17 protein-coding genes and 2 pseudogenes are annotated in these 21,650 nt (G+C 60.4%); all 19 read right to left on the bottom strand.

Features of this window, described 5'->3' with window-relative positions; all coding sequences use genetic code 11:
• Positions 1 to 172: 172 nt before the first annotated feature.
• A pseudogene (locus SINAC_RS41155) lies at positions 173 to 343 on the bottom strand (IS701 family transposase); the annotation flags it as partial.
• 230 nt (positions 344 to 573) lie between these two features.
• Positions 574 to 849, bottom strand: a pseudogene (locus tag SINAC_RS09990) (class I fructose-bisphosphate aldolase); the annotation flags it as partial.
• Positions 846 to 3,293: a phosphoketolase family protein gene (locus SINAC_RS09985; protein ID WP_015245547.1), complete on the bottom strand. Its 2,448-nt coding sequence runs from the start codon at positions 3,291 to 3,293 to the stop codon at positions 846 to 848. The pseudogene SINAC_RS09990 and the gene SINAC_RS09985, both read right to left, overlap by 4 nt.
• Before the next feature lie 53 nt (positions 3,294 to 3,346).
• Positions 3,347 to 4,609: an acetate/propionate family kinase gene (locus SINAC_RS09980; RefSeq protein ID WP_015245546.1), complete on the bottom strand. Its 1,263-nt coding sequence runs from the start codon at positions 4,607 to 4,609 to the stop codon at positions 3,347 to 3,349.
• A 46-nt stretch (positions 4,610 to 4,655) separates the two neighbouring features.
• Positions 4,656 to 5,549 (bottom strand): F0F1 ATP synthase subunit gamma, encoded by an 894-nt coding sequence (locus SINAC_RS09975; RefSeq protein ID WP_015245545.1) that lies wholly within the window; start codon positions 5,547 to 5,549, stop codon positions 4,656 to 4,658.
• Positions 5,546 to 7,105, bottom strand: coding sequence for an alternate F1F0 ATPase, F1 subunit alpha (locus SINAC_RS09970; RefSeq protein WP_015245544.1), 1,560 nt, complete (start codon positions 7,103 to 7,105; stop codon positions 5,546 to 5,548). The genes SINAC_RS09975 and SINAC_RS09970 overlap by 4 nt, the downstream gene beginning before the upstream one ends.
• On the bottom strand, positions 7,102 to 7,998 hold the full coding sequence (locus tag SINAC_RS09965; protein ID WP_015245543.1) for a F0F1 ATP synthase subunit B family protein: 897 nt from the start codon (positions 7,996 to 7,998) through the stop codon (positions 7,102 to 7,104). The genes SINAC_RS09970 and SINAC_RS09965 overlap by 4 nt, the downstream gene beginning before the upstream one ends.
• Positions 7,999 to 8,001: 3 nt before the next feature.
• Positions 8,002 to 8,283 (bottom strand): F0F1 ATP synthase subunit C, encoded by a 282-nt coding sequence (locus tag SINAC_RS09960; RefSeq protein WP_015245542.1) that lies wholly within the window; start codon positions 8,281 to 8,283, stop codon positions 8,002 to 8,004.
• 30 nt (positions 8,284 to 8,313) lie between these two features.
• On the bottom strand, positions 8,314 to 8,985 hold the full coding sequence (locus SINAC_RS09955) for a F0F1 ATP synthase subunit A (RefSeq protein ID WP_015245541.1): 672 nt from the start codon (positions 8,983 to 8,985) through the stop codon (positions 8,314 to 8,316).
• Positions 8,966 to 9,292 carry an ATP synthase subunit I gene (locus SINAC_RS09950; RefSeq protein ID WP_015245540.1) on the bottom strand — a complete coding sequence of 109 codons (327 nt, stop codon included), beginning with the start codon at positions 9,290 to 9,292 and terminating at the stop codon, positions 8,966 to 8,968. Before SINAC_RS09950 ends, SINAC_RS09955 begins: the two co-directional genes overlap by 20 nt.
• Positions 9,285 to 9,614, bottom strand: a complete 330-nt coding sequence (locus SINAC_RS09945; protein WP_015245539.1) for an AtpZ/AtpI family protein — start codon at positions 9,612 to 9,614, stop codon at positions 9,285 to 9,287. Before SINAC_RS09945 ends, SINAC_RS09950 begins: the two co-directional genes overlap by 8 nt.
• Positions 9,607 to 9,996 (bottom strand): F0F1 ATP synthase subunit epsilon, encoded by a 390-nt coding sequence (locus SINAC_RS09940; protein WP_026011908.1) that lies wholly within the window; start codon positions 9,994 to 9,996, stop codon positions 9,607 to 9,609. The genes SINAC_RS09945 and SINAC_RS09940 overlap by 8 nt, the downstream gene beginning before the upstream one ends.
• On the bottom strand, positions 9,992 to 11,515 hold the full coding sequence (gene atpD / locus SINAC_RS09935) for a F0F1 ATP synthase subunit beta (protein ID WP_015245537.1): 1,524 nt from the start codon (positions 11,513 to 11,515) through the stop codon (positions 9,992 to 9,994). Before atpD ends, SINAC_RS09940 begins: the two co-directional genes overlap by 5 nt.
• Entirely contained in the window at positions 11,512 to 12,588 is a 1,077-nt protein-coding gene (tal, locus tag SINAC_RS09930; protein ID WP_015245536.1) for a transaldolase, read from the bottom strand. The genes atpD and tal overlap by 4 nt, the downstream gene beginning before the upstream one ends.
• 294 nt (positions 12,589 to 12,882) lie before the next feature.
• On the bottom strand, positions 12,883 to 16,497 hold the full coding sequence (gene glgX, locus SINAC_RS42160; RefSeq protein ID WP_202802821.1) for a glycogen debranching protein GlgX: 3,615 nt from the start codon (positions 16,495 to 16,497) through the stop codon (positions 12,883 to 12,885).
• Complete coding sequence (zwf, locus tag SINAC_RS09920) at positions 16,494 to 17,891, bottom strand: glucose-6-phosphate dehydrogenase (protein ID WP_015245535.1); 1,398 nt, start codon at positions 17,889 to 17,891, stop codon at positions 16,494 to 16,496. The genes glgX and zwf overlap by 4 nt, the downstream gene beginning before the upstream one ends.
• Positions 17,891 to 18,397: an RpiB/LacA/LacB family sugar-phosphate isomerase gene (locus SINAC_RS09915; protein WP_015245534.1), complete on the bottom strand. Its 507-nt coding sequence runs from the start codon at positions 18,395 to 18,397 to the stop codon at positions 17,891 to 17,893. The genes zwf and SINAC_RS09915 overlap by 1 nt, the downstream gene beginning before the upstream one ends.
• Positions 18,397 to 20,442 (bottom strand): transketolase, encoded by a 2,046-nt coding sequence (gene tkt, locus SINAC_RS09910; protein WP_020465581.1) that lies wholly within the window; start codon positions 20,440 to 20,442, stop codon positions 18,397 to 18,399. The genes SINAC_RS09915 and tkt overlap by 1 nt, the downstream gene beginning before the upstream one ends.
• Complete coding sequence (locus SINAC_RS09905; RefSeq protein ID WP_015245532.1) at positions 20,424 to 21,629, bottom strand: glycoside hydrolase family 130 protein; 1,206 nt, start codon at positions 21,627 to 21,629, stop codon at positions 20,424 to 20,426. The genes tkt and SINAC_RS09905 overlap by 19 nt, the downstream gene beginning before the upstream one ends.
• Between the last annotated feature and the right edge of the window lie 21 nt (positions 21,630 to 21,650).

The raw sequence follows: 21,650 nt of genomic DNA, 5'->3' as shown, positions 1-21,650 counted from the left end.
CGGCAGCGCCACCACGCCCCACGCGGGGTGAGTCGCAGGAGTCCGAACACGACGAAGACGTGGCCATAGACGTAAGGGGAACTGGCCGGGCCCGATGTCGGGTTGTGATGGACGCCGCCCCCTGGACGTGCGGCCCGTACCGCTTTGTCGGGGTGTCGTCCAGGGCGAGGGTGAGCCGTTTGGCCCCGGTCACCAGTGGCTTGACCGCCTCCATGACCAGGCGCGCGGCGATGCTGTCACTCTCCTTGCCGGCCGCCGCCACGGCGGTGTAGCAGGACTGGAACTTGTCACTGAGTTCGGCGGCGCGGATCCAACTGGTGACAGTTCGCCGACCGCACGCCAGGAGAGCGCCGAGGAAGAGGAGGGCGAGCCGTGGTGCGGAGCGGCGATCGAGGACGGCGGTGAGGTAGGCGAACCACTGGCATGGGATGGGCTACGGATGCGAGGATGTCATGGGGCCGGCTCCGTTTGGGTGTCTGACTGGCTTGGTAACCGCCATCATCCCGATTGGGCCGGCCCTCTTCGACTCGCCACCCGTCGGCCGCAAACGTACATCAAGTTGCAGAAAGTGCAGATTCCTGCATCGGTGATGATTCTTACGAAGGGAGTGCCATCCTTCGTCTGCTGGCGGAGCGTCTCGTCGTAGAGGATCGCCCCACTGATGGACTTACTGAGTCCGGGCGTGGTCACGATCAGCTCCCGATAGGCGTGCCGGGCCTCCTCGGTCTGGGGAATCGCCGACCTGGCAAATCGTTTGTCGCAGGTTGGAGTGCTTTCATCCATCGCCAGTAGGCCCTTGTCGCCTGCGACGAGCATCCTCGAGGTGTCTACAAGCTCCGGTGCATTCATTTGGAGTCGCCCCATTTCCACTCCCGGATTTCCGGCATGTCCACGCCGTGTTCTTTGATGTATCGCCTGTGTTCGACGAGCTTGTCCGCAAGCTGCTGCTTGAGATAAGCCCCCTTGGAACCCGTCTGCGGCAAGCGGTCGACCGTGTCTATGACCAGGTGGAAGCGGTCCATGTCGTTCATCACTGTCATGTCGAAGGCGGTCGTGATGGTGCCCTCTTCCTTGTAGCCCCGGACGTGCAGGTTGCGGTTGGCCCTGCGGTACGTCAGGCGGTGGACCAGCCAAGGGTATCCGTGGAAGGCGAAGATGATGTGCTTGTCTTTCGTGAAGAGCGAGTCGTACTCCACGTCGCTCATCCCGTGCGGGCCTTCAGTGTCGGGCTCCAGCCTCATCAGGTCGACGACGTTGACCACCCGGATCTTCAGCTCAGGCAGATGCTCGCGGAGGATCGACACAGCCGCCAGAGTCTCCAGGGTGGGGACGTCCCCGGCGCAGGCCATCACCACGTCTGGCTCGCCATCCTGGTCGTTGCTGGCCCATTGCCAGATGCCGATCCCTTCCGTGCAGTGCTCGACGGCGGCATCCATGGTGAGCCATTGGGGGGCATCGTGCTTACCGCAAACCACGAGATTGATGTAGTTCAGGCTGCGCAGGCAGTGATCCATGGTCGACAGGAGGCAGTTTGCGTCGGGCGGGAGGTAGACACGCACCATCTCGGACTTCTTGTTGATGACGTGGTCGATGAAACCGGGGTCCTGGTGCGTGAAGCCGTTGTGGTCCTGTCGCCAGACGTGGGAGGTCAGCAGGTAGTTCAGCGAGGCGATCTTCCGCCGCCACGGCAGTTCCAGACTCATCTTCAGCCATTTGGCGTGCTGGGTGAACATCGAATCGACGATCCGGATGAACGCCTCGTAGCTGTTGAATAGCCCGTGCCGCCCAGTCAGAAGGTACCCCTCCAGCCAACCTTCGCACTGGTGCTCGCTGAGCATCTCGATGACGTCGCCACAGGGCGCAAGGAATTCGTCGTTTGCCACCGTCGCGGCGTCCCATTGCCGATTGGTTACCTCGAAGACGGCTTCCAGCCGATTGGAGATCGTCTCGTCCGGGCCGAAGATTCGGAAGTTCCGCGGGTTCTCATTCAACTTGATCACGTCGCGAAGGAAGGGGCCCAGCACGTGCACGTTGCCGGCCTCAACGGCGGTGGGCGCAGGGACGTTGACGGCGTAGTCGCGGAAGTCCGGCATGTGGAGCCTCCGCAACAGTTTCCCGCCATTGGCGTGGGGATTGGCCCCCATCCGTCGGTCGCCCTCCGGCGCCAGTGCGGCCAGTTCGGGCAGAAGCCGGCCGCGCTCGTCGAAGAGTTCTTCCGGCTTGTAACTTCTCATCCAGCTTTCAAGCTGCTCGAGATGGTCGGGAGGAGTCGAGGAAGACACGGAAAGCGGCACCTGATGTGCCCGGAATGTGCCCTCGACGGGGAGACCATCAATGACTTTCGGTCCGGTCCATCCCTTGAGCGATCGGAGGACGATCATCGGCCAGCGCGGTCGAGTCGCGTTGCCCTGGATGCGGGCGTCGTGCTGGATCTTCTGGATTTGCTCGACGACCTTATCGAGGGTTGCGGCCATGATCTGATGCATCGTCTCCGGGTCTTCTCCCTCGACGAAGTACGGTGTCCAGCCGTAGCCGAGGAACAAGTGCTCCAATTCCTCGTGCGTGATCCGTGCGAGGACCGTCGGGTTGGAGATCTTGAAGCCGTTGAGGTTCAGGATCGGCAGCACCACCCCATCGGTGATTGGGTCGAGGAACTTGTTGGAATGCCATGCAGTGGCCAGGGGTCCGGTCTCGGCCTCGCCGTCGCCGACGACACAGGCAACGACCAAGTCCGGATTGTCGAACGCGGCCCCGAAGGCATGACTGATCGAATATCCCAGCTCGCCGCCTTCGTGGATCGACCCGGGGGTCTGGGGTGAAACGTGGCTGGAAATCCCGCCGGGGAAGGAGAACTGCTTGAACAGCTTCTTCAGCCCGGCTTCATCCTCGCTGATGTTCGGATAGACCTCACTGTAGGTGCCTTCGAGATAGACGTTGCCCACCACCGCCGGGGCGCCGTGGCCGGGGCCGGAGATGTAGATCATGTTGAGGTCATGTTCTTTGATGACCCGGTTCAGATGCGCGTAGATGAAGTTCTGTCCCGGCGTCGTGCCCCAGTGCCCCAGCAAAAGTTGTTTCACGTGCTCCAGTTTCAGCGGTTCCCGGAGCAAAGGGTTTTCGCAGAGATAGATCTGGCCGACGGACAGGTAATTCGCGGCTCGCCAGTAGGCATGGATCTTGCGGAGTTGTTCCGGGTCGAGGGGTCCCGTCTTGTCCGGAGATTGCGACGCAAGAATCGTCGAAGGCTTCAGTCCGGAGTCGTTCAGGCTCGTCGTGGCTTTGGCTGTGGACATCGGCTGACTCCTTCATCGGATTCTGGTGATGTGACTTCGTGGATGACGACAAATCATAACGGCCGGCCCGTGAGTCGAGCCGTGGCCTTGGCAATCATCACTTCTTCGTCAGTGCGGATGACCCGGACCTTGACCGGTCCCTCGTCGGTTGAGATCAGGAGGGCGTCGGATGCGTTTCGGCCATCGTCCATGACGATCCCGAAAAACCCCAAGCCCTCACAAATGCGGCGGCGGATCTCGGGCGAGTTCTCGCCGATTCCCCCAGCGAACACCAGAGTGTCGATGCCTCCCAGTACGGCGGCGTAAGCCCCGATCCATTTCTTCGCCTGGTAGCAGAACAGTTCGATCGCCTCGGCCGCCCGGACATCGACGTTCTGACGCGCCAGGAGATCGCGCACATCGGGGCTGGTCTCGGAGACGCCGAGCAGGCCGGACTCGTGGCTCACGAGACTGTCGAACTGGTTGGCTGTCATCCCCTCCGCGCGGGACAGGAATCGGACCAGGCCTGGATCGAGATCGCCGGTTCGTGTCCCCATTACCAGGCCGGAGGTCGGCGTGAAGCCCATGGAAGTGTCAACGGAATGTCCTCCCCGGACCGCCACCAGGCTCGCGCCGGAACCGAGGTGGGCCAGGACGACTCGGCCCCGCGCTTCCTCCAGGCCGGCGACGCAGGCCAGTTCCTCCATCAAATACGCATACGAGAGGCCGTGGAAGCCGTAGCGACGGACCCCCACCGCCTCGTACCGCCGGGGGATCGGGACGATCTGGGCGATGCGCGGCATGTTGTGATGAAACGCCGTGTCGAAGCACGCGACCTGGGGTAGGTCCGGATCACGGTTTTGGAACGCCTCGATCAACGCGATCTCTCCCGGCAAGTGATCCGGGTCGTAGGAACTGGTCTTGCGTAAGTTGTCGATCAGTTCCGCCGTGATGAGTTCGGGCTGATGGTAACGACTCCCCCCGTGAACGATACGATGCCCGATCGCGGCGATCTCTCCGAATCCGACTGTGTGTTCGAGCCATTTGATGACCAGGTAGACGGCTGCCTTCTGATCCGGGGCATCGACAAGGCGGTCTTCTTGACGTTCTCCGTTGGCCTGGGTCAGGATCCACCGAGCAGCATCCAGCCCGATCCGGTCGACCCGACCGGACTGGAGACGCGCGGATGGCCCATTCCGATCAAAGAGTGCGAACTTGAGGCTCGACGATCCACCATTGATCGTTAGGATGAGGGGACGTCCCGGGGGCACGCCCCCGACGTTCTTGGCCTTGGAGTCATCAGTGAAGTTCAAAACGCGATCTTTATGTTGATCCATAGCCTTGCTCTCAACAGGTTGATTGCTCTTGGTTTCAAGTCGCACCTCAGTGCGTTTTTCTTTTCGACAAGGATTCGTAGCCGGAAAGGACGTCGAATAATTCCTCATCAATGGAAGTCTGCCGCAGGCGGCGGAACGTCTGATTCAGGTTTCCTACCAGGTCGTCGATGTTTTTTTCCGCCCGCTGCATGGCGGCCAGGCGGCTCGCGTTCTCGGCGGCCAACGATTCGGCGCAAGCCTTGAAGAGCGATACGAAAAGATACTCCCGGACGAGTGCCTGCAACGTCCGCTCACCGCCATCGATCACCTCGGGCCGGTTTTTGGTCGGCCAGGGGAGATTGGACAGCCTGATCGCCCATGATTCGTCCAGGGGCAGCAGGCGTTGACTGACGGGTTCGTAAGTCGCCCCGGAGTTGGGGCGGTTGTGAAAGAGATAAAGTTGAACGATCTCGCCCTCACCGTGATGCGCCTCACTCTCCACGACAATCTGCCCGACGAGCGGCGCGATGGCATTGACGGAAGTCGGAACGGCGAAGAGTCCCACCGTCGGGAGACCGCCATCCTCCAGCCGAGATTGAACGCGCTCGCCGACGGCCCAGACGTTCTTTTCACCGGGAAGAGGATTGAGGGCCTTGGCGACATAATCCGCCAGCACATCATTGAACTGGCCCACCAGTCCCTGATCCGAGCCGAAGACAATGGCGTCCACCGCCTTCGCACCCCCGCCTGGCCGCCCGGCTTGCTCAGCGGCGGCCTCCCGATTCCTCAAGCACACGGCCAAGCCTAGTTCCACGGTCCGATCATAGTCCGCCAGCGCCAGCACGGACTTCTCATATTGTCCGATGCTTGAGGCCGCCAAGGCCTTCATAGAGCGGACCACCGATTTGAGATCGCCCGCTCCGTTGATCTTGCGGCGTAAACTCGCCAGCGTATCGCTCATGACGTCTTCTTGGGTTCGGGAACCGGTTGTGGCTGAAACGGCGCGACCGCTTTGCCGGCGACTTGTAGAATCACTTTGCGGTCCTCGTCGCTCAGCTTGTCGTTCGAGGAAAAGCGTTTACGAACTTCAACCGGGACGTCCGCCACTGCCTTTCTCAGAGCTTTCTCGGCATCCCGCACCTTGCTGATCGGCACGCTGTCGAGCAGACCGCCGGTCAATGCCACGAGGATGACGATCTGTTCGGGGACGGACACCGGTTCGAGCTCCGGTTGTTTCAGGACGGCCCGGATTCGCTGGCCGTGTTCGATAATCTTGCGGGTGTGGTCATCGAGGCGGGTGCCGAACTTGGCAAAGGACTCAAGCTCTGTGAACTGCGCGTATGCGAGCTTGAGGTCGCCCGCAACCGCTCGGTAGACCGCCCGTTGCGCCTTACCGCCGACGCGCGAAACGGACTTGCCGACGTCGACGGCGGGAAGAACGCCCAGCTCGAATAGCGTCGGCGACAGATAGATTTGACCGTCCGTTATCGAAATGAGATTGGTGGGGATGTACGCGGAGATATTCTGCGCCTCTGTCTCAATGATCGGCAAAGCGGTGAGCGAGCCGCCGTGAAGGTCGTCGCGAAGATGCGTGGCACGCTCCAGCAGCCGCGAGTGGATGTAAAAGATATCGCCGGGAAACGCCTCACGCCCCGGCGGGCGGCGCAGGAGCAGCGAAAGCTCTCGATAAGCACGGGCGTGGTGGGTGAGGTCATCGTAGACGATGAGCACGTCCCGGCCCGCTTCCATGAAATGCTCAGCGATGCTGGTCGCGGCGTACGGGGCGATGTAGGCGAGACCGGGCGGGTCGTTCCCTTCGGCCACGACGACGACCGTGTAATCCATCGCCCCTTTTTCGCGAAGGTTCGCGATGACCTTGGCGACGGCGGAGGCACGCTGGCCGATCGCGCAATAGACGCACAGGACGTTTTGGTCGTGCTGGTTCAGAATGGTGTCGATCGCGATGGCGGACTTGCCGGTTTGCCGGTCGCCAAGAATCAGCTCACGCTGGCCGCGGCCGATCGGAATGAGCGCATCGATGACGACAAGGCCAGTTTGCAAAGGCACGGTGACCGGAGCGCGGTCCATGATCGGTCGGGCAGGACGCTCGATCGGCAAACGCTGGGTTGAGGGAACCGGTCCTTTGCCATCGAGTGGCCCGCCCAATGGGTCGATGACGCGCCCGATTAGTCCATAGCCCACCGGTACGTCCATGACACGACCCGTTCGCTCGACCTCATCGCCGGCGTGCAGGTGCCAGCAAGCGCCAAGCAGCACGACGCCGATTTCCTCTTCATCGACGTTGAACGCGATGCCGTAGAGATCGCCGGGAAACTTCACCAATTCGTCAAAACCGACGCCCGGAAGGCCCGAGACCTTGGCGACACCGATGGATACGGTCATGATCGAGCCCACCCCACGCGGCGTCATTCGCGGGGTGAACGCTTCCAGAGCGCGGCTTATCCCCACAAACGCGTGGTCGAAGATGCTGTGCAGGCTATCCGGCGAATTATTCAATGGTCCGCCTTTGGGGCCGAGGGCACCGGTTCAGGCGTGCGTTTGGGTTCGCACTTGGTTTCAGCAGTTAGTCCGGACTTAGATTTCGTCCCTGCCTCTGGCTTCTCCTTTGCGTCCGGTTTGGGTTCGGGCTTGGCATCTTCGTGCAGAAGTTCGCCGGCGCTCTTTTCCAAAGTCGCGAGATAATCCGCGATGCTCCAGGCAATCTTGTAACCGTTGATGGAGAGTTCAATACCGCTGACCAGCGCCGACGAGGTCTCGAACTGGACATGAGCGTCCGGGGCGAACGTTTCTTTCACCGCACTTTCGATCGCGCTTTGCTGTGCCGGCGCTAGATCGAATGCGCTATGGACACTCACCGTGTGGTTTGACGTCTCGAAGGCGGTCTCCAACTGCTCCTTGGCCGCCCCAGTCAAGGCGCGGACACGCTGCACGAATACGTCGCCCATGCGTTCCTCGAGGCTGGCACCGGCGAGGTCCGTTAGCGTCTTCCGCGTGATGGCGAAGACTTGCTTCTGAGTCCAGCGGCTGAGGTCTTGACTCAGATTAAGCTGTTCGGCTCGCAACGCGGCCTGGCGTTTGGCACGCAACGAATCGGCATCTTTTCGTGCTTCATCAAGCAACTGCTGACGTTCGGCAGAGGCATCCTCGGTGGCTTTTTTCAAGAGCGAGGCGCGCTCTTGGTCGAATGCCTCGTTCTTGTGCTGAAAGTCGTCGCGTTCCTTTTGCGCCTCGGTCTTCTTCGCCTCGGCCTCTGCGAGTACGGTGGCGATCCCTTTCTCGCGCTCGTCGATGGCGTGAAGGATGGGTTTGTAAAGGAACCTCTTCAACAACCACACCAAGATGAGGAAGTTGATCGCCTGGGCGACGACGGTGAACCAATTAATCAGCATGGCTCACTTTCCTGTAGCATGTGCGATGACGTGGTTCCAGAACGGGTTGGCGAAGATCAGAATCATCGAGACCACGAGACAATAGATGGCAATGGATTCGATCATCGCCAGACCCACGAACAAGGTTCGTGTGATCGTCTTCGCTGCATCGGGTTGCTGCGCCAGCGACGTCAAGGCCGTCGAGACCGCCCGCCCTTCGCCGAGCGCGGGCGCGATACTCCCCAGTCCGATCGTGACCCCGGCGGTGATGATCGAACAGATCGCGATAACAGTCGTGCTGTTCATGCGTGTCCTTTCGTTAATGTTTGTCTTGTCTCATGATTCGCGGGTTTTCGTGGCGGCCGCGATGTAAACCGTGGCGAGGATGCTGAAAATGTAAGCCTGAACCATGCCAGTGAGCAATCCGAGCAGGTTCATAAAGATCGGGAAGATGAGGGGCGTGATCGTCAGCAAGATGGCAACGATCATCGTCCCGCTCATGATGTTGCCGAACAGACGGATGGCCAGTGCGAACGTGCGCGAGAGCTCGCTGATGATGTTGAACGGCAACATGATCCAAGTCGGCTTCAGGTAGCTCTTGAGGTAACCGCCCAACCCTTGTTCCTCGATACCGAAGAAGGGCACGGCGACAAACACCGAGACCGCCAGCGCCGACGTGGTCGAGAGCGAGCCGGTCGGTGCTTCGTACCCGGGGAGGATAGCACAGAGGTTGGCCACTGCGATAAACAGAAACAAGGTGCCAATGAAACCGAGATACTTTTCTGGATGGTGCAAACCCACTTCCTTGATCTGTTCTTGAATCGTCGTGACCACAATTTCTAGAAAGCCTTGCCATCGTGAAATACGCACTTCTGCAATGAGCTTGCGCGTGATGAGCCACGAACCGACGGTCATCACGAGCATCAACCCCCAGGTCGTAACGATCGTGCTATTGAGCTCGAGAAAGCCGTAACGCCAGAAAACCAGTTCATCGGGAGTAAGGCGCACTGCTTGTCTCCTCTTCCAATGGAGTCATCTCATCCGCCGGCGCTCGTGTGAGCCGCATCACGACGATGACTCGCGCGATCAGAAACCCGAAGAGGCACATCACCAGCCTCGACCAATGGTTCTGAGAAACAAAATAGAATCCAGCCAGAATAATACCTGTCCGTAGTAGCAGGCTGCCGAAAAACCAGAGCACCGGGCTGTCGGAAGTCATACCCCTCTGAACCGTCCACCAAAGGCTGCCGAAGAAGATCACACCGAGGAAGGCGCCGGCAACGAACGCCAAGGCAAGAGCCGGTATGTCACTCATCCAGATCCTCCTGTATTTCCTTATATTCCGAGTCGACCCAATGCCAGGCATTGAAACAGCCGATGAGCAAACCCATGAGAAGCAGCATCAGCGTCCATGAATACTTGCTCGGATAATGCGCGTCCACCCAGATACCGATTGCCGCGCCGATCAGGGTCGGGATCGTCACCGACCAGCCGATTAACCCCGACATGCCCAGGCCGAACCAGATACTCTTTGCGGCTCCGTGCTGAGCCTTCAGTTTGCGCGCCGCCTGGGCGCCGATCTGCCGGCTGAATAAGGTCTCCTTGTCCTCGCCATTCGCTCTATTCTCTTCATTCATGTTGAAATTCCATGAAGCGGCGGATAAATCCGCTCTCCATCTTCGCCAGAACCAAGCGAACGCTCTTCTCCTGCTCGTCCACGTTGAGAAACTCCCGCTTCACCGCCTCGTGGAGTTGATCGAGGTCTGACCCGCCAATCGCATTGCGTACCGAGACCAGAACATCCATGCCGGCCTTGACCAACACTCCTTGATCGACGGCCAGATAGATCTCGCCTTCCGCCTCCGTTTCATAGGTCAGAATGCCCGGTGCCAGGGCTGCTGCGCAGTCGAGACGGTGCGGCAAGAGTCCAAACGAACCCTGGGGTGTCTGGGCCACGATCCGCTTCACGCCCTTCTGCTCGACGAAGATCCGGTAGGGCAAAAGAATCTTGAGATTAATGGGCGTTGGCTCCCTGTTCGACCGCGGTTATGGGTTTTCCTGCCGCCTGCGGCTTCACCGAACCTTTGGGTTTCGGACCTGGTTCGGCAGGATTTACGGCCTTGACGGCCCTCGCTTTCTCTTTGGCCTCGTCGATGGCCCCGATCATGTAGAAAGCACCTTCTGGATAGTCCTTGAACTCATCCTTCAGGATGCGCTCGCAGCCGTCGATCGCGTCCTCCAGGCTGACGTCCTTTCCTTTGATGCCACTGAACTGCTCGGTTGCAAAGAACGGCTGGGTCAGAAATCGCTCCAGCCTTCGGGCGCGACCGACGATGATACGATCATCCGGAGACAGTTGCTCCATCCCGAGCATGGCGATGATGTCCTTGAGTTCCTCGTATTGCGCCAAGGTCTTTCGGATTTCCTGCGCGAGGAGGTAATGACGATCACCGATGATCGCCGAGGTCGCCATCTTGGAGTTGGATTGCAGCAAATCGATGGCCGGATAGAGTCCCTCGCTTGCCCGCTTGCGGGAGAGAACGATCGAGGCGGAGAGGTGCGAGAACGTGTGCACCGCGGCCGGGTCGGTCAGGTCGTCCGCCGGCACATAGACGGCCTGAATGGACGTGATGGCGCCCGTGTCCGTGTTGGCAATGCGCTCCTCCAGCCCCGATAACTCGGTGCCCATCGTCGGTTGATATCCCAGGCGTGACGGCATCTGTCCCATCAAGCCTGACACCTCCATGCCCGCCTGGATGAACCGAAAAATGTTGTCGATGAGCAATAGCACGTCACGATGCTCGTCGTCCCGAAAGTACTCGGCCATCGTGAGGGCCGCCAGGCCCACCCGGAACCGGGCGCCTGGAGGCTCGTTCATCTGGCCGAACACCATGACCATGTGCGGGAGCACCCCGGCTTCCTTCATATCATGGTAGAGTTCTTCCCCTTCGCGACAGCGCTCGCCGATGCCGCAAAACATGCTCACGCCCTTTTGGTGCCCGACCATGTTGTGAATCATCTCGGTGAGCAACACCGTCTTGCCCACGCCCGCGCCCCCGAACAGTCCCGCCTTGCCGCCGCGCTCCAGGGGCACCAGCACGTCGATGACCTTGATGCCGGTCTCGAAGACTTCGGACTTCGTGGATCGACTGGCCAATGGTGGAGGGCCTCGATGGATCGTGCGCCATTCCACGTCGGACGGTGCCGGCAGGCGATCGATGGCATTTCCGAAGACGTCGAACATTCGCGAAAGGATTTCTTTGCCAACCGGCACCTTCAACGGCCCTCCGGTGTCCTCCACGGCCATGCCGCGGGCGAGTCCCTGTGTGGGATTCAACGCAATCCCACGGACATGATGGGCATCGAGCTGCATCAGCACCTCGATGGCGACACGCGTTTCCTTCCCTGCGCGTAGCAACGAGTAGATGGGCGGCAAGCTGTCTTCGAAGCGGACATCGACCACGCTTCCTCGCACCGACGTAATCACGCCGTGATTCGAGTGCGCGGTACCTTGAGCGGGCATCGCAGCGTTGGTCATTTTAGTGTCTCGCTTTTGGATGCGATGCAGGCCATAAGATCTTTCCAGGACTTGACAAACGATCTGGCCCCTTCATCCTGGAGCTGAGTGGCCAGGGCATCAATGTCGATACCGGCTTTGGCGAAACTGGTGAGCACCTCCTCGCAGTCGCCACCGTGCGCGGGGAGGATGCCTTCGACCTCACCATGCTCAGCCAGGGCGTTCAACGTGCCCTCGGGCCTGGTGTTCACTGTGAACGGGGCGGCGAGGGCCTTGATGTAGAGGAGATCGGAGGCCGAGGGGTCCTTGGTTCCAGTGCTGGCCCACAGAAGGCGCTGGGGGCGGGCGCCGGCGTTGAGAATTCGCTGGTAAAGCGGGGAGTCGATCAGCGTGCGATACGCCTTGTAGGTGCGTTTGGCGATGGCAATGCCGAGGTGATTACGCAGATTCTCGGGCACCTTGCCCGTGACCGCGACATCCCAACGACTTATAAATATTGATGCAATGGAGCTGACGTCCGGATTCAGCCCGGTGGCAATCCGCCTCTCGATGCCTCGCAGATACGCCTCGGAGGCGGCCACGTATTGCTCGCGGGAGAACAGCAAGGTCACGTTGATCGGCACGCCCGCGAAGATCGCCTCCTCGATGACGGGGAGGCCCTCCTTGGTGACCGGTATCTTGATGAAGAGATTGGGCCGTCCCGCGCGGGCGTGGAGAGCCTTGGCCGCGGCAAGGGTGCCGGCCGTGTCGTGGGCCAGCAGGGGCGAGACCTCCAAGGACACCCAGCCATCGACGCCGCTGGTTCGGTCGTGGATCGGCCGAAACAGATCGGCGGCCTGCGTGAGGTCGTCCAGCGCCAGCTCGAAGAACAGCGCCTCGCCCGACTTGCCTTCCTTCAATTCCCGGCGAATGGCGTCGTCGTAGTCGTCACTGTTCTTAAGGGCGTGGTCGAAGATCGTGGGGTTCGAGGTGAGCCCCGTGACCGAGAACTCCTGGATGTAGCGGCGGAGCGTGCCGCTGTTCAGCAGACCTCGGGTGATGTTGTCGAGCCAGAGACTCTGGCCCATATCGTGAAGTTCTTTGATCGTTTTCATTTTTAATTTCTTGTTATATTATCATTTGAATTTCATCAACGCCGTACGTCACCTTTGGGCGTTCGATCATCGAGCCAGAAGTATTGCGCTCGATCGGAGGCTCAGGTGGTAAGTTTGTGGATCTTCCCAAAGCGGTTCCTCGCCCGAAGCAAACAGATCATGGGGCGCTCTGCGACCGGTGTCGACCGCTCGATGCCACCGAGCCCCGAACTGTACGGGGGGGCAAGCCGAAATCGATTGCGTCGGCGCTGGCGTTGAACATCAGGTAAATCGAGTGGTATTTGTATTCATGGATCAGACAGGCAGACTGTTTTTCTTTTGGGGCAGTCCAGTTGGGCGATCCTCCCCTGGGCCAAACCAATGGATCCCGGCGTCCGTGTAGAATCGCTCCTTGCTCAGAATTGGATGGGCACGACGAAAGGCGATCATGCCACGGGTGAAGCGGAAAATCTCCCCGTGCTGTTCCAGAAGGCGCCAGTTATGCCAGCTCGTTTCGTTGTCCTGGCAGTAGGGGGTGTTGTTGCCGCCTTGCATTCGACGAAATTCGTCGCCGCCGAGCAGCATCGGCACGCCGCGCGAGATCAGCAGGGTCAGAAGGAAGTTCTTAATCTGGCCTTTCCGCACGGTCTCGATCCCGGCATCCGTCGTCTCGCACTCGGCGCCGTTGTTTTCGCTGAAGTTGGCGTCGGTCCCGTCATGGTTGTTTTGCCCGTTGCCTTCATTGTGTTTGTCGCGATAGCTCACCAGGTCATTGAGGGTGATACCGTCGTGGCAGGTGACGTAATTGATGCTGCATTCGGGTCCTTTGAAGTAATTAGTATAGATGTCATCGCTGCCGCAGATGCGGCTGGCGAACGATCCGAGTATCCCATCATCGCCACGCCAGAAACGCCGGACATCGTCTCGGTACCGGCCATTCCACGACGCCCGTCGCCGCTCCGAAAAACGACCCACCTCGTACGCACCGGCGGCGTCCCATGCCTCGGCGATGATCTTCACGTCTCTCAAGATCGGCTCCTCGGCGATCCGTTTGAGAAGCGGGGCGTTGGCCAGCAACTTGCCGTTACCGACCCGACCGAGGATCGACGCCAGGTCAAAACGGAACCCATCGACATGCATCTCGATCTTCCAATAACGGAACGCGGCCAGGATGTGGCCCCGAACCACGGGATGGTTGGCGTTGACGGTGTTGCCGGTACCCGTGTAATTAATGTAGTAGCGTTTGTCTGAAGCCAGCATGTAGAAAATCGCGTTGTCAATTCCGCGGAAACACAACGTTGGGCCCAGCTCGCTCCCCTCCGCCGTGTGATTGAACACGACATCCAGAATCACCTCGATGCCGGCCTGATGGAGCGCCAGGACCATTTCCTTGAACTCCAGCGTCTGCTGACCCAACCCTCCCGCACTACTGTAGGATGCTTTCGGAGCGAAGAAGGCCACGGGATCGTAGCCCCAGTAATTCCTGAGTGGATTGCCTACTTGCGGATTGATGCCAGCCATATGGTATTCGTTGAACTCATGTATGGGCATAAATTCTACGGACGTAATTCCCAGCTCTATCAAATAGTGAATCTTTTCCATCAGGCCGCGGTATGTGCCGGGATGCTCCACGCCAGAGTTTGGATGAATCATGAAGCAACAAATATGCAATTCATAAATAGCTGCATTTGACGATGGGTGTCTGAGCGGCTGGTCGTCATGCCAGTCGAAGTGACTATCAGTAAACACGCATTTCGGCATAGCTCCGGCGTCATCGACTCTTGAACAAACCATGTTGCGATTGCCCGCGGACGAGTCATATCCCCGCGCCAGGCCAAGATCCGAATCAGGGAACGGCGAGATCGCTGTGGTAAATTGGTATAGAAGAAGCTTGTTGAAATTGAAATGATGTTCTTCAGGTGGTTGGTATGGGCCATCCACACGGTAGGCATAGAGTTGACCGAGACGAATCCCTTCAACCCATGCGTGCCACAGATCACCCGTACGGTTGCGTGCGGGATCGAGATCAATCACCCTAGCGGGGATGGCGTCTGAGGGTTGATCAAACAACTCGAGCCGAACGCGGCTGGCGCAACGGCTGAATAAGGCAAAGTTCACTCCTCTCCTGGTTTCATTGGGTCCCAACGGCAAAGGGACGCCCCTCCGCACTTCATTACGTTCGGAGACTTCGGCGACGTAATCCGCTAGCGGGCGTTCAGACGCCTTCATGCTCGCAGTGCGCGCAGGCCCTACCGCCGCCTGGCCGGAAGACTCGGACGACAGCGGACCTTGGGGGTGTCGCATCCTTTTCGGTTGTGCCGCCCCTTGCATTTTGTCATACATGTTCATGTTTTTTTTATTTTCTGAATCGTGCCGCCGCTGCCACAAGACATGAGCGTCTTCCAGAGGAACTGCCAGGCCGTCGCGATGTGGTATGAGTCGAACCGTATAATCCGTGGCCAGGCGGGTTGCAGGAACCGAAGTGCGATATGCGTAGCCACTCGTGCCCACCAGTTGCCGGACGCGCTTAATCTCCCGCCGCACGGGAGCGCCGTCTCTGGCTCCATCGGCGTAGAGCTCCACCCGAACTGCCTCCGGGTCGAAGTCATCGAAATACACCGGAACTTCAAATAGGTTCTGGTCGCCGTTAGCCTCAACCGTCACTTCACCGAATTGGAGCGTGGCCCATCTGTGTTCGAGCCGGTGCTGACAATCGACGATTTCCCTGCCAATGGCGCCGTTATTGGCAAAGCGCAACCGGTAGGCGGCAGCAGCCGGGAGGTGCCGGCTCACCTTCCCGTGCAAGCGGCTGACGCTGTTGACCGCCCCACTCCCCTGGATTGCCAGATAGGCCATGTTGAAACTCTCCGACGAGTCGTTTGGGTTCCGGCGGCACAGGGCCAGCAAATCGTAGACGGTAATGCCAAGCTTGCCTTGGGCGTACCGACCGAGGTATTGCTTGATGAGATCCGGAGCGAAGCGGTCAAAGCCCGCGGGAACCGCCGTGTGGGTGGTGAAAAGGTTCCCCGCTCTAGTGACGGCCAATGCGACTTCGAAAGGCTGCCCGGTCTCGTTCATGAAAGTCCTGACTCGTTCCAAAATGGCGAACGCCGCATGCCCTTCATTCAGGTGGCAGACTTCCGGCTGGATGCCGAGCGCGTGGAGCAACCGCCATCCGCCGATTCCCAACACCAGCTCCTGCTGGAGCCGTAACTCCGGCCCGCCGCCATAAAGCTCGCTGGTAATGCCTCTGTGGGCTGGGAAGTTTGCAAGATCGTTGCTGTCCAGGCGATAAAGCGTCACTCGGCCAACCTGAACATGCCAGGCGCGAAGCCAGGCCGGGTAACCGGGTAGGGCGAGTTCGAGTCGCAGCCATTCCCCATTCGGTCGACGCAACGGTGCGATTGGCAACTGACCGGGATCGTTGTAAGGGAAGAGGGCCTGCTGTGCTCCGTCCTTGTCAATCACCTGGCGAAAATAACCTTGCTGGTAGAGCAGTCCCACGGCGACCACCGGCACCTCCAGATCGCTGGCGGCTTTGAGCTGATCGCCGGCCACATTCACGTGGCCGCCCGAATAGATGGGGAGAGCCTCGCTTAGCATGAATTCCATGCTGAAATACCCGACACAGGTCAGGGGAGATTGCGAGAAGGTCTTCTGAAACCACGCGGGCGTCTCCGCCGCCTGATGCCAGGCTTGCACAAGAGCATCGACGTTCTTGCGGAATGCAGGGTCGGTCAACAAGTGCTGGAGCTTGTCCCGCGAGACAGTCTGGAGAATCGCCCAGGGGTTTCGGGGGAGTTCCCAAAGAGCAGGATCAAGCTGCCGCCACACATCGTCGGCGCCATGATTCCAGGGCCAGTGCATATCCAGGGCAAGCTCGGCCAGGGGACCGAATCCCTCGACTTCCCTCGGGGCAATTAGCGTCACCCGGACACCTCCTCGGGATTGGGGTTATGCCAGAATCCGTCTGCGGCAATCAGGTCGTCAGCCTCTTTCGGCCCCCAACTGCCGCGCTTGTAGGGTCGGGTCCGGTGGTGGGTCTTCAGGACGGGCTCGACCACTGCCCAGGCGGCCTCAACGGCGTCCTCACGGGTGAAGAGCGCGCCGTCGCCGACCATGGCGTCGCCCAGGAGCCGCTCATAGGGAGATTCCGCGCCCACCTGTTCTTCGACAAGGTAGAGTTCTCGCTGATCACCGACGAACTCCTTCCCTGCGTGCTTCACGCGAACGGCGAGGGCGACGGCGGCACTGGGGGAGAGCCGGAATCGCAGATAGTTGGCCCGGCCGGTCGCTGGCGCTGAGTCGGCGAAGAGTTGCTGTGGCGGCGGCTTCAACTCCACCAAGACCTCGTGTGCCGTGTCGGCCAGGCATTTGCCGGAGCGCAGATACCAGGGCACTCCCTCCCAACGCCACGAGTCGATGAAAAACCGCACGGCGCAGAAAGTCTCGACGTCGGAGTCCTTCGCCACGTTCGGCTCCTGCCGGTAGCCATCGTACTGGCCGCGCACGAGGTCGTCGGGCTTGAGAGGGCGCATGGCCTGGAAGACCTTGGCTTTCTCGCCATGCACAGCGCCAAAGCCCCGATAGGCCGGCGGCTCCATGGCAAGCAGTGCGACGACCTGGAGCAGGTGGTTCTGGATCACGTCGCGCAGACAGCCGGCGGTTTCGTAAAACGCGCCGCGGTCCTCCACGCCAAAATTCTCGGAGAGGGTTATCTGGACGCTGGCCACGTAGTTGCGGTTCCAGATCGGTTCCAGGAACGTGTTTGCGAAGCGGAAATAGAGGATGTTCATGATCGCCTCCTTCCCGAGGAAGTGGTCGATGCGGAAGATCGAGTCTTCCGGGAATACCGATCTTGCAACGCGGTTCAGCTCGCGCGACGAGGACAGGTCGCGGCCGAACGGCTTTTCCACGATGACCCGCGCATGATCGGCCATGCCCGCGTCGCCGAGCCCTTCGATCACGGTCTGGAAGAGCGATGGCGGGATGGCGAGGTAGTGCGCCGGGCGCTGAGCGGTTCCTAGCGCTTTCTTTATCGCCGTGAACGTACCCCGGTCGTTATAATCCCCGCTCACGTAACTGAGCAGGGACAGAACATGATGGAAGGCTCCTTGGTTATCGATTCCGCCCGATCGCTTTATACTGTTCTTCACGCGATTGTGGAGCTGCTCCAGACTCCACTCCGGCGAGGCGACACCGATGACTGGGACCTCCAGGGCGCCTCGCTTCGCCAGTGCGTAGAGCGCCGGAAAAATCATCTTATGGGCGAGATCGCCCGTCACACCGAAGAGCACCAAGGCGTCTGAATGGGAGTCGGACATCAGGCACCTCCCTTGTGGGCTGCGGCCTTTTCCTCGAATGTACCCGTCATGGGCCAACCTTCTGGTTCACCAGCGCCTGCAACTTTGGCCAGGCGGCGTTTGTGGCGATCGGTGCCGCTGAAGCGAGCGGCCAGAAAGGTCTCGATCAGCTCCCAAGCGAGCGCAGCCCCGATGATATTTCCACCCAGACAAAAGACATTTATGTCATCATCTTCGACGCCCTGGTGAGCGGAGAAGACATCATGGATGAGCCCTGCACGGACGCCGGAAACCTTGTTCGCGGCGATCGACGCTCCCACGCCACTGCCGCAGAGCGCCACTCCGCGTTCGATTTGCCCCTCGGCCACGGCCCTGGCCAGGGGGATGATGAAGTCGGGGTAGTCGTCACTGGGATCCAGTTGGTCTGCGCCGAAGTCCACGACCTCATAGCCCGCGCTACGTAGCGACTCCCCAATCTGCTCTTTCAAGTTAAACCCTCCATGGTCCGCGGCGATTCCCACACGCATCAGGGTTTCTCCTTCACCTGCCGGAGCAAGTTATGGGCTTGCTTGCAGACATTCTCCACGGTGAAGCCATAATGCTGCATCACAACCGGGCCGGGGGCCGATGCCCCGAAGGTGTCCACCCCGATCACGGCGATCTGGGGGCCGACATAGGACCTCCAGCCGAGGGACGCGCCGGCCTCGATGACCAGCAGGGGCACTCCTGGGGGCAAGACCTCGTCCCGATACCGGTCAGGCTGCATCGAGAAGACGTCGGTACTTGGCAGACTTGCCACCCTGGCCCGGACGCCCTCGGTCGCCAACCGATCTTGCGACTCCAGCGCTAGATGCACTTCGGAGCCGGTCGCGATCAGGATGATGTCGGGTCGTGTGCCCGGCGGAGAGTCCGCGAGGACATAGCCGCCAAGCGGCACTCCCGAAGGTATGCCCGGATAGCGGGCCAGGTCGAGCACGGGGAGGCCTTGGCGGGTCAACACCAGGGCAACGGGACCGTCCCTCCGCTCAATGGCAATCCGCCAGGCGGCAACCGTCTCGTTGGCGTCCGCCGGCCGGATGACGACCATGCCGGGAATCGATCGCAATCCCACCAGTTGTTCGACAGGCTGATGGGTCGGGCCGTCCTCTCCCATGGCGATGCTGTCGTGAGTGAAGACATAGATCACCGGCAGGCCATTGATGGCCGCCAGGCGCATCGGAGGACGCATGTAGTCGCTGAAGATCAGGAAGGTCGCTCCAAAGGGGATGAGGCCGCGGTGTACCGCCATGCCGTTCAGGATGGCGCCCATGGCATGCTCCCGGATGCCGAAGTGCATGTTGCGTCCCGCCCGGTTCTCCGGCTCGAAGTTCCCGGCCCCGTCCATGTTCGTGTGGGTGCTGGGAGCAAGATCGGCCGAGCCGCCCATCAGTTCGCGCAGACGAGGGCCGAGGACCGTGATGGTCTTTCCCGAAGCGATGCGGGTCGCCATGGGGCCCTCCGCCGCGGTGAATGTCGGCAGGTTGGCGTCCCAACCCTCCGGAAGCTGCTGGTGCATGACTCGCTGGAACTCCGCGGCCAGGTCAGGGTATTCCTCCGCATAAGCCCCGAGACGTCGCTCCCATTCTGCCTGAGCGGTACTTCCCCGCGCGACCGCTTCCCGGAAATGCTCCAGGGCCTCCTCGGGAATATGGAAGAGAGGTTCCACAGGCCAACCCAACCCCTCTTTGGTCAGGCGGACCTCCTCCAGACCGAGCGGCTCCCCGTGGGCCGCCGCGGTGTCCTGCTTGTGGGGACTGCCGAAGCCGATGTGCGTCCGAATTGCAATCAGGGAGGGCCTGTCCCTCTCTTCCCGCGCGGCCTTCAGCGCAACGGCGACCGCGTCGATGTCGTTGCTCTGCTCGATCCGTTGGACGTGCCAGCCGAACGCGGCGAAACGGGCCGTCCGGTCTTCGGTGAAGGCCAGCTCCGTGCTGCCTTCGATCGTGATGTGGTTGTCGGCATACAGAACAATCAGCTTGCCCAGCCGCAGGTGACCGACTTCCGATCCCGCCTCAGAGGAGATTCCTTCCTCCAGGTCGCCGTCGCTGGCCAGGACGTAAGTGAAGTGGTCCACGATCTGGTGACCCGGTCGATTGAAGCGTGCAGCAAGGGCCACCTCGGCGATGGCCATGCCGACCGCGTTGGCCAGGCCTTGGCCCAGGGGACCGGTAGTGGCCTCGACGCCCGGGGTCTTGCCGAATTCCGGATGCCCCGGGGTACGGCTTCCCCACTGGCGGAACCTCTCGAGTTCTTCCAGTGGCAGGTCGAAGCCCGTGACGTGAAGCAGAGCGTACAAGAGTGCGCATCCATGTCCGGCCGAGAGAACGAACCGGTCCCGGTCGGGCCAGAAGGGATCACGCGGGTTGAACTTGAGCGAGCGATCCCAGAGCGCGTAGGCCATGGCCGCTGAACCCAGCGGCAGACCGGGGTGCCCGGACTTGGCCTTCTGTACAGAATCCACGGCCAGGAAGCGCAGTGTGTTAACGCAGAGCTCGTCCAATTCGGGCGGAGCGATCATGGCTGAGTGTGACATGTTGGCGATGAACCTTTTTTGATCGTGATCGGGACGTCGCGACGACTCTCTGTTTGAGATTGATCGCCCTTCGGAAGCGATCTCTTGGCTCTAGGCGGATCGGCGAGTGCCCCTGTCGGCAGGGATTCTGGCACGTCGAGACGCGCCACGCCGATCCGGTTATCGGCCATCCCGTAATAGACGTCGAATCGATCGGGCAAGCCAAGATCGTCGCGGCGGTCGATGGCGGTGGGAAACACGACGTTGGCAACCGTCCCCATGCGTTCCTGCGGTAATTCCGGCGTCAGCACGGGCTCCGGCGAACGATAACGGATTACCCGCGGATGCTCTTGGGAGAGGATCAGTATCCCGGCGGAGTAGCATAACTTGTGCGCTACCGTGCTTGGTTCGGCCAGTTCATGGACGCCGTGGTAGATGACCATCCAGCCATGCCTGGTCAGGATCGGAGGGGTGCCACCGCCGACCTTGAGTTGCTCCCAGAGCGCCACCGGGCTGGCCAAACGATCATGTAACTCAAAGTGGCTCAGGTAATAAGGCTCGTCGCCAGCTTCGCCAAGTGGACAATAGGAAATCCAGATGCTCTCGCGATGGAGATCCACCTCTCGGGACGAAAGTTGGCAAACGGTTTCCTCTGGTCGAGTTCCGGGAAAAAGAGGTCTGTGGATGATTGCCATCGCTGGTTGGCCTTGAGGATCGGGAACGGCCACGGGAAAGACACTGGCGTCTTTGTTGTCCACGCCATTGAATTCGATGCCTTCATAAGGGCGGAAGGTTGCGAGCCCTAATCGCTGCCAGTGGAACAAATCTTCCGATAAGGCAATGGCAATCCGAGGACCTCTGGAAGAAAGTGCCGTGTAGGTCATCACATAACGCTTGAGGTCTTCGCCATAGCTAATCCGAGGGTCTTCGCAGCCCCCGCCACCATCAGTCCGTCGCTCGTAGTCCGCTTCGGGCTCCAGTGCAATGCCGAGGCGCTCGACCTCGGACGGGTCACCATCGGCGTTGAACTTCACCCGTGCGATGCCGATGCGCGAGTAGTTTCCCTTCGCGACCAGGCGCGGGAAGAGGTAGAACTGGCCATCAGGGCCGCGAACCCCAGCCGGGTTGAGAACCCCTTCGACCTCCAGCGGATTGTCCGGCTCAGGCTCCATCATCAACCCGAGCCTCTTCATCTGAAATCCAGCCATCGGCCTTCCTCACACGGTCAC

Origin of the sequence: Singulisphaera acidiphila DSM 18658, from assembly GCF_000242455.2 — a bacterium.
GTDB lineage: Bacteria > Planctomycetota > Planctomycetia > Isosphaerales > Isosphaeraceae > Singulisphaera > Singulisphaera acidiphila.
The sequence above is the reverse complement of the archived record's forward strand: the minus strand, read 5'-3'. Positions and strand labels throughout refer to the sequence as shown.